At 56.4% G+C, this 8276-nt stretch carries 9 protein-coding genes; 8 read left to right on the forward strand and 1 reads right to left on the reverse strand.

Annotated features, from left to right (window positions below; translation table 11 throughout):
• The 3 genes from obgE to ACEQWH_RS14520 form a co-directional block, all read left to right on the forward strand.
• The coding region (obgE, locus tag ACEQWH_RS14510) for a GTPase ObgE (protein WP_370232015.1) at positions 1-1006 on the forward strand (1006 nt) is incomplete at its 5' end.
• Complete coding sequence (gene proB / locus ACEQWH_RS14515) at positions 994-2100, forward strand: glutamate 5-kinase (protein WP_370232017.1); 1107 nt, start codon at positions 994-996, stop codon at positions 2098-2100. The genes obgE and proB, both read left to right, overlap by 13 nt.
• Positions 2101-2171: 71 nt before the next feature.
• Positions 2172-3437 carry a glutamate-5-semialdehyde dehydrogenase gene (locus ACEQWH_RS14520; protein WP_370232019.1) on the forward strand — a complete coding sequence of 422 codons (1266 nt, stop codon included), beginning with the start codon at positions 2172-2174 and terminating at the stop codon, positions 3435-3437.
• Here ACEQWH_RS14520 and ACEQWH_RS14525 read toward each other — a convergent pair.
• Positions 3434-4021 carry a histidine phosphotransferase family protein gene (locus ACEQWH_RS14525; RefSeq protein WP_370232021.1) on the reverse strand — a complete coding sequence of 196 codons (588 nt, stop codon included), beginning with the start codon at positions 4019-4021 and terminating at the stop codon, positions 3434-3436. The genes ACEQWH_RS14520 and ACEQWH_RS14525 overlap by 4 nt on opposite strands.
• 61 nt (positions 4022-4082) lie before the next feature.
• Between ACEQWH_RS14525 and ACEQWH_RS14530 the strand changes: the two genes are divergently transcribed.
• The 5 genes from ACEQWH_RS14530 (at position 4083) to tsf (ending at position 7906) form a co-directional block, all read left to right on the forward strand.
• Positions 4083-4232: a DUF3553 domain-containing protein gene (locus ACEQWH_RS14530; RefSeq protein ID WP_370232029.1), complete on the forward strand. Its 150-nt coding sequence runs from the start codon at positions 4083-4085 to the stop codon at positions 4230-4232.
• 131 nt (positions 4233-4363) lie between these two features.
• On the forward strand, positions 4364-5143 hold the full coding sequence (locus ACEQWH_RS14535) for a GNAT family N-acetyltransferase (protein WP_370232023.1): 780 nt from the start codon (positions 4364-4366) through the stop codon (positions 5141-5143).
• Entirely contained in the window at positions 5140-5967 is an 828-nt protein-coding gene (locus tag ACEQWH_RS14540; RefSeq protein WP_370232025.1) for a lysophospholipid acyltransferase family protein, read from the forward strand. Before ACEQWH_RS14535 ends, ACEQWH_RS14540 begins: the two co-directional genes overlap by 4 nt.
• Positions 5968-6178: 211 nt before the next feature.
• Positions 6179-6961, forward strand: coding sequence for a 30S ribosomal protein S2 (gene rpsB, locus ACEQWH_RS14545; RefSeq protein ID WP_370232026.1), 783 nt, complete (start codon positions 6179-6181; stop codon positions 6959-6961).
• Positions 6962-7030: 69 nt separating this feature from the next.
• On the forward strand, positions 7031-7906 hold the full coding sequence (gene tsf / locus ACEQWH_RS14550) for a translation elongation factor Ts (protein WP_370232027.1): 876 nt from the start codon (positions 7031-7033) through the stop codon (positions 7904-7906).
• The last annotated feature ends 370 nt before the right edge of the window (positions 7907-8276 follow it).

Below are 8276 nucleotides of genomic sequence, written 5' to 3' on the forward strand. Positions count from 1 at the left end.
CCGCTCGGGCGGTGGTGGCAGTGGCTGTGTGTCCTTTCGCCGTGAGAAGTTTATCGAATACGGCGGCCCTGATGGCGGGGACGGTGGCAACGGCGGCTCGGTCTATGCCGAGGCGGTCGACAGCCTGAACACCCTGATCGATTTCCGCTATCAACAACATTTCTTCGCGAAAACCGGCCAATCCGGTATGGGCAACCAGCGCACGGGAGCCTCAGGCGACGACATTATTCTGCGCGTGCCTGTTGGCACCGAGATCCTTGACGAAGATCAGGAAACGCTGATTGCCGATTTGACCGAAGTCGGCGAACGCGTGCTATTGGCCAAAGGCGGCAACGGCGGCTGGGGCAACCTGCGCTTTAAAACCTCGACCAACCAGGCGCCCAGTCGCGCGAACCCCGGACAAGAAGGCATCGAGCGCACCATCTGGCTGCGCCTGAAACTGATCGCCGATGCAGGGCTTTTGGGACTGCCCAATGCAGGCAAGTCCACCTTCCTTGCCGCAACCTCTAACGCGCGCCCCAAAATTGCGGATTATCCGTTCACCACTCTCTATCCCAACCTTGGTGTCGTTGGCGTCGACAATGTGGAATTTGTGGTTGCTGACATTCCAGGCCTGATCGAAGGCGCATCCGAGGGCAGGGGGCTAGGAGACCTCTTCCTTGGTCACGTCGAACGCTGCGCAGTGTTGCTCCATCTGGTGGATGGCACGTCTGGTGATCCGGTCGGCGATTACAAGACCATTATTGGCGAACTCGAGGCATACGGTGGCGTATTGGCCGAAAAGCCTCGGATCACGGTGCTGAACAAGATCGACACGATGGACGCCGAGGAACGCGAATTCCTGAAAGAGGAACTCGAGGCGGCCGTCGGTGGCCCCGTCATGCTTATGTCGGGCGCCAGCCAAGAGGGTGTGACCGATGTGCTGCGGGCTCTGCGCGCACAGATCGATGACACGCGCCTGCGTGAAAAGAAACAGGACGAGGAACCCGAAGCGTGGCGGCCCTAAGTGACGCAAAACGGCTGGTGATCAAGATCGGGTCTGCCCTTCTGGTGGACCGGTCTTCAGGGGATTTGCGCCAGGACTGGCTGCAAAGCCTTGCCGATGATGTGGCTTGGTTGAAATCGATCGGCAAAGACATCGTGATTGTCTCCTCCGGATCCATCGCGCTTGGTCGCGGGGTTCTGTCGTTGGGCAATCGGGATCTGCCCCTTGATCAGTCACAGGCTGCCGCCGCTGTCGGTCAGATCCGCCTTGCCGGTGCATATGAGGACGCGCTTAAGCCACATGGGATCACAACGGCTCAGGTTCTGGTCACTTTGGAAGACAGTGCCAACAGACGCCGCTATCTGAACTCGCGCGCGACGCTCGCACAGCTGCTTGGCCTGGGTGTGCTGCCCATCGTGAATGAAAACGACACGGTAGCAACAGACGAAATTCGCTATGGCGACAACGACAGGCTGGCAGCGCAGATCGCCCTGACCACAGGCGCCGACCAATTGATCCTGTTGTCGGACGTGGATGGATTTTATTCGGGCAACCCGCAAAAAGATCCAGACGCCAAACGCTTTGACGTGGTGTCAGACATCACACCAGAGATCGAAGCCATGGCGGGCGAAGGCACGTCGGGCCTGTCAAAAGGCGGCATGATCACCAAACTCTGGGCGGCAAAAACCGCAACCGGCGGCGGATGCGCCATGGCGATCACCGAGGGGTCAATCCTGAATCCACTCCGCGCCTTGCAAAACGGTGCGAATGCCACATGGTTCACGGCGAAAGGCACACCGCAACAGGCGCGCAAGAACTGGATCTCTTCGATGAAGCCACAGGGCCAAGTCACAGTCGATCAAGGCGCCCAAACCGCTTTGCAGAAAGGCAAAAGCCTTCTTCCTGCGGGCATTTCCGGCGTCTCTGGCCAGTTTGAACGCGGCGATCCGGTTGAAATCCTGTCGACCGACGGGCGCAAGCTGGGGCAGGGCCTGACCGCCTATACCAGCGACGAAGCGCAGGCGATCAAAGGCAAACACAGCTCGGATTTCGAAGCCATTCTTGGCTACCCGGCGCGCTCTGTTATTATTCACCGCGACGACATGGCGCTCTAGGGTTTCATCTTGTCACAAATACTCCCGCCGGAGGCATCCTTCGGCACCCTCACACACAAAGGACAGATCTGATGAAGGACATCGCAGATATTCCCGCCCTGATGGCAGAGATTGGCCAACGCGCCAAAACTGCAAGCGCAGAGCTGGCCTTTGCCCCGGCAGAGGTCAAAACGCAGGCACTGAATGCCGCCGCCGACGCTGTTTGGGAGGCACGCTCCGAGATCATCGACGCCAACGCCAAAGACCTGGAGTTCGGACGCAACAAGGGTCTGAGCGATGCGATGATGGACCGTTTGATGCTGGATGAACCCCGCATTCAAAGCATCTGCGACGGGCTGCGCGCGGTCGCTGGCCAAGATGATCCTGTGGGCGAAGTTCTGTCTGAATGGGATCGTCCGACAGGTCTGAATATCAAACGCGTCCGCACTCCTTTGGGGGTTATTGGTGTCATCTATGAAAGCCGTCCGAATGTGACAGCCGACGCAGGCGCCTTGTGCCTTAAATCCGGCAACGCGGTTATTTTGCGTGGCGGCTCTGAGAGCTTTCATAGCTCCAGCGCCATTCATGGCTGCCTTGTTAAGGGGCTGCAGGCCGCTGGCTTGTCTGAAAATGCGATCCAGCTTGTGCCCACACGAGACCGGTCGGCTGTGCAAGAGCTGTTGACTATGGTGGACACGGTCGATGTGATCGTCCCACGCGGCGGCAAAGGCCTAGTTGGTCTGGTACAACGTGAGGCGCGCGTTCCCGTATTCGCGCATCTTGAAGGCATCGTGCACATCTACCTCGATAAAGAGGCTGATCCGGTCAAGGCGCTGGATATCGTGCTAAACGCGAAAACCCGCCGCACTGGCATCTGCGGCGCTGCGGAGTGTTTGCTTATTCATCAGGACATTGTCGACACAATCGGAACCGGCGTTGTTAAGGCTCTGATGGACGCGGGCGTCCGTATTCATGCAGACGACTCCCTGCAATCCATCACAGGCACCCTTGCGGCCACCGACGCAGATTGGGGACGTGAGTATCTGGACATGGATATTGCGGCCAAGGTTGTTGCGGACGTCGACGGCGCGATTGCGCATATCAATACGTTCAGCTCGAACCACACAGATTGTATCATCACCGAGGATCAGGCCGCGGCCGATCGGTTCTTCCAGCGTCTGGACTCTGCCATTCTGATGCACAACGCCTCGACACAATTTGCTGACGGTGGCGAGTTTGGCATGGGGGCTGAGATTGGCATCGCAACCGGCAAAATGCACGCGCGCGGCCCAGTTGGGGCGGCGCAGCTGACCAGTTTCAAATATCTGGTCACCGGTGATGGCACCACGCGGGCCTAATCAAAGTAAAGCGACAGTCTTGTATTGGAAATCAGGACTGTCGGCAAAAAGCCAAGCTCTTGTAAACACATCGGAAACAAGGCAAAGGACACTGTTGTCGGCGTCAGGTTTTCGGGGGCTTCGTTTTCGGCCAGCGGCTCCCAAAGCGCTTCTGCGGCGTCGATGATGTCTGCCTTGGCGACGACTTTCCAGCCGTTTTCATAGGTAACAAAGATCTCGCCCCCGCGCGGCAAGGCCTGCTCGACGCACAGGATGGCAAGAAAAGCAGCGCGCAGTTCGCGGCGCGCCATCGGTCTGTCGACCCTCCAATGCAACATGACCCGCTCATTTCGGATGTCATCAAAGATAGATTTGACTTCGCCTGCGGTGATGATCTGGGCCGCGTCGCTGACGCCAAAGGCGATGCGAAAGAAGCGCACGCGCGCGCTGGTGTGAAAGATACCCTCGGAAATCAGGTCGATCTCGGCATCTGCGCCGCCGGTCATTTCAAACAACTCAACCCCATTGGCGATGGCCCCCACAGGGTTGATCAGATCGTGGCAGATCCGCGAGGCTACCATCTCGGAGTAGTTTGAGTTAGACATCGAAAAATCCTAAAACTGAGAAAACAACTTGGAAAATCATAACGCGTTTCTGGAACCCGGCATGTTGGTGCGCCATCCCGGACAGCCCGCTTGGGGGCTAGGGCAGGTGCAATCAAATATGGGCGGTAAAATAACCGTAAATTTCAGAGAAGCCGGCAAAGTGGTGATCGATGCCGACCGGGTTGGTCTTGTAATTGCAGATGACACATAGAGTGTTAAATTTCACTTAACATATCAACAAACGTCAGCGGACTATACTCAGGAAACCCCGCATTCAAAGTTGCCATCTGCAAGGCCGCCGCGTATCACATCCAGACCGTAACTATGGATTTCTAGCCCCCCATGAGCGCTACTCACCCTGATTTCCTGCTGCGTTTGGCGGAAACAGACGACGATATCCGTGCCGCACAGCGCCTGCGCTACAAAGTCTTTGTGCAGGAAATGGGCGGGGACGGTGAAATGGTGGATCATGCAGCACAGCTAGAACGGGACAAATTCGACCCTTTCTTTGACCATCTGATGCTGCTGGATCAAGCACGCGGCACAACGGTCGAAGACCAGATCGTCGGGGTCTATCGCCTGTTGCGTGACGATCAGATGCCGCAGATCGGGCAATTTTATACCGAAGACGAATACGACCTGTCCGTCCTTAAATCCAGCGGTCGCAAACTCTTAGAGCTGGGCCGCTCTTGTCTGGACGCTGATTATCGCGGCGGTACGGCCATGTATGTTCTGTGGAACGGGCTGGCCCAATACGTGCAGGATCACAGCATCGACATTCTGTTTGGAACGGCCAGCTTTCATGGAACCGATCTGGACGCGCTGGCTCCTTCGCTTTCGCTGTTGCATCACCGCCATTTGGCCCCAGAAGACCTGCGCGTACGTGCGCTTGACACACATTACACCGAGATGAACCGCATCGCCTATGACGCGCTCGATCGCCGCGCAGCGATGCTGGCGGTTCCGGCTTTGATCAAGGGCTATCTGCGGCTGGGAGGCTTTGTGGGCGAGGGCGCCTATGTGGACGCGGCGTTCAACACCACGGATGTATGTCTGGTGATGGACACAACACGTCTAAGCGCCACACAGCAAAAGATTTATGGCAAGGGGGCCGCGTCGTGACCCCAACCTGGACTGGCAACGAAGACTATATCGCACAGCGCAAACCCAAGGGCCTGGACTGGCTGCGCGTTGTGCGTCGGGGCGTACCGGGTGTGCTTGTGATCGCGGTCTGCCTTGTTCTTTTGCTTATCGTCAGGCTTGTTGAACGCCCCTTGTTTGGCCAACGTCGCCCTATCACGCCCTATATTACCTGTTTTGTCTGCCGGTCGGTGCTGTGGCTGATCGGGTTTCCTTATGAAATCAAAGGCGTCCCCATGTCCCATCCCGGGGCCGTGGTGGCCAATCACGCAAGCTGGCTGGATATCTTTTCGTTGAACGCACCACAGCGGATCTATTTCGTGTCCAAGTCAGAGGTCGCGGGCTGGCCAGGGATTGGCGTTCTGGCAAAAGCCACGGGTACAGTGTTCATCTCGCGCCAAAGGAAAGAAGCAAAGCGGCAGCAAGATCTGTTTGAACAGCGACTTGGGGCAGGGCACAAACTGTTGTTTTTCCCAGAAGGCACCTCGACAGATGCAAACCGCGTGCTGCCCTTCAAGACAACGTTGTTTGAGGCCTTTTTCTCGGACGCGCTGCGCGAACAGTCTTATGTCCAGCCGATCTCGGTCAACTATCATGCGCCCGAAGGCGAGGATCCACGCTATTATGGCTGGTGGGGCGATATGGAGCTTGTTCCCAACGTGCTTCACATCCTGTCTACACCAAAACAGGGCAAAATTGAGCTGGTTTTTCACCCGCCGATGGCTGTCAGCCGCTTTGCCAATCGCAAAGCCTTGGCCGCAACGCTCGAGCAAAACGTACGCGAGGCGCATTTCTCGTCGCAATAGGGTCGAAAACCCATAAAATAAGGCGCATTTGCGCATATACCCCCTTGCAAGCCACCTCAAACCGCAGTATCAGCCGCGCATTCAATCTCGCAGGTGAGGTTTGGGTGCTTTGGGGGAGACATCCCCAAACGTCCGCCGGTTGTCCCACAGGACCTTAGGGTTACGGGATCTCCCTCCTCACCAAGGCGTAAACCGGAAAAGGAAAATAAGCATGGCTCTTCCCGAGTTCACCATGCGCCAGCTGCTGGAAGCAGGCGTACACTTTGGTCACCAAACACAACGCTGGAACCCTCGTATGGGCGAGTTCATTTATGGCTCGCGCAATGGCATCCACATCATGGACCTTACTCAGACCGTTCCAATGCTGGACGCGGCTCTGAACGCAGTGCGTGAAACCGTTGCAAAAGGCGGCCGCGTTCTGTTCGTTGGCACCAAGCGTCAGGCGTCTGGCCCAATCGCTGATGCGGCGGAAAAATCCGCTCAGTACTACATGAACCACCGCTGGCTCGGCGGCACGCTGACCAACTGGAAAACCGTTTCCCAGTCCATCAACCGTCTGAAAGAGATCGACGAGAAGCTGGCATCCGGCGCAGAAGGTCTTACCAAGAAAGAGCGTCTGGGCATGGAACGTGACCAGGGCAAACTGCAAGCGTCCCTGGGCGGTATCCGTGAAATGGGCGGCACACCTGACCTGCTGTTCGTCATCGACGTGAAAAAAGAAGCACTGGCAATCGCCGAAGCGAACAAACTGGGTATCCCAGTTGTTGCTGTTGTCGACACCAACTGCTCTCCAGATGGCGTAGACTACATCATCCCAGGCAACGACGACGCCTCCCGCGCAATCTCTCTGTATTGCGATCTGGCCTCTCGCGCAGCTCTGGACGGCATGACCGCAATGATGGGCGCAGCTGGCGTTGATCTGGGCGAGTTCGAAGAAGCGCCTGCGGAAGAAGCCGTAGCAGAAGCTTCTGAAGAAGCCGCTGCGGACGCGTAAGCGTTACAAATCTTTCATGGGGGCAGGGTAAGCCGCCCCCATATCTTACTCGAATTTAGGAGAACCAAGATGGCTGTTACTGCCGCAATGGTGAAAGAACTGCGCGAAATGACCGGCGCAGGCATGATGGACGCAAAGAAAGCACTGACCGAAACCGACGGTGATCAAGAAGCAGCGATCGATTGGCTGCGCACCAAAGGTCTGGCGAAAGCGGCTAAGAAATCTGGCCGTACCGCAGCCGAAGGTCTGGTTGCTGTGAACGTCGAAGGTGGCAAGGGTGTTGCAGTTGAAGTGAACTCTGAAACCGACTTCGTTGGTAAGAACGCTGACTTCCAGTCCATGGTCGCAAAGATCGCTGGCGCAGCTGTGAACGTTGCTGACGTTGACGCGCTGAAAGCTGCGGACCTGGGTGGCAAAACTGTCGAAGAAACCGTCACAGACGCAGTTGCGACAATCGGTGAAAACATGTCCGTACGCCGCATGGCGTCTGTTGAGGGCGACGTTGTCACATCTTACGTGCACAACCCAGCCACCGACGGCATGGGCAAGATCGGCGTTCTGGTTGCACTGAAAGGCGGCGACGAAGCGTTCGGCAAGCAGGTTGCAATGCACATCGCGGCGGCAAACCCTCAGTCCCTGTCCGAAGCGGATCTGGACCCAGCGGTTGTTGAAAAAGAGCGCAACGTTCAAATCGAGATCGCACGTGAGTCTGGCAAGCCAGAGCAAGTGATCGAAAAAATGATCGTTGGTCGCATGAAGAAATTCCTGTCCGAAGTCACCCTTCTGGGCCAGGATTTCGTCATCAACCCAGACCTGACCGTCGAAGCCGCGGCTAAAGAAGCTGGCGCCGAAATCGTGGGCTATGTGCGCATGGAAGTCGGTGAAGGCATCGAGAAAAAAGAAGAAGACTTTGCCGCAGAAGTTGCAAAAGCAGCGCAAGGCTAAACCTTCCAAGTGATATCTGAAGATCGCCCGTGTTGAAAAACGCGGGCGATTTTTTTGTAAACAGGCGTAGATTTCGCCCGCGATTGTTGTTCGCTGATTCTGCGGGTGTTGATAGAATTTTCTAGTGTTTTAAAGACTTTAGGCGCAGAGCCCTGAAATCGCAGGGGTTGCGCCTAAAAGTTCCTAGGCTAAAGCCACACTCACGGAACACCATTAAGGTATTAAGGTTAAACCGTTTGAAGTAGTCCGGAAATCCCTACCGAAAATCAAGGACTTAGCAGGCTCTGAAATTCTCGCGCAACTCGCCCTAGGGTTGCGTAAAAACCTAGACTTCGTAGCGGAAAATCTGGTTCTGGAAAGTGGCCTTGGA

The sequence above is a fragment of the Cognatishimia sp. genome (genome assembly GCF_964229375.1).
Classification (GTDB): domain Bacteria; phylum Pseudomonadota; class Alphaproteobacteria; order Rhodobacterales; family Rhodobacteraceae; genus Cognatishimia.

Bases quoted from the DNA above. Each gene is read 5' to 3' on its own strand.
- ACEQWH_RS14520 (WP_370232019.1), top strand. From the start codon at position 2,172: ATGAAGGACATCGCAGATATTCCCGCCCTGATGGCAGAGATTGGCCAA.
- ACEQWH_RS14525 (WP_370232021.1), bottom strand. From the start codon at position 4,021: ATGTCTAACTCAAACTACTCCGAGATGGTAGCCTCGCGGATCTGCCAC.
- ACEQWH_RS14530 (WP_370232029.1), top strand. From the start codon at position 4,083: ATGTTGGTGCGCCATCCCGGACAGCCCGCTTGGGGGCTAGGGCAGGTG.
- ACEQWH_RS14535 (WP_370232023.1), top strand. From the start codon at position 4,364: ATGAGCGCTACTCACCCTGATTTCCTGCTGCGTTTGGCGGAAACAGAC.
- rpsB (WP_370232026.1), top strand. From the start codon at position 6,179: ATGGCTCTTCCCGAGTTCACCATGCGCCAGCTGCTGGAAGCAGGCGTA.
- tsf (WP_370232027.1), top strand. From the start codon at position 7,031: ATGGCTGTTACTGCCGCAATGGTGAAAGAACTGCGCGAAATGACCGGC.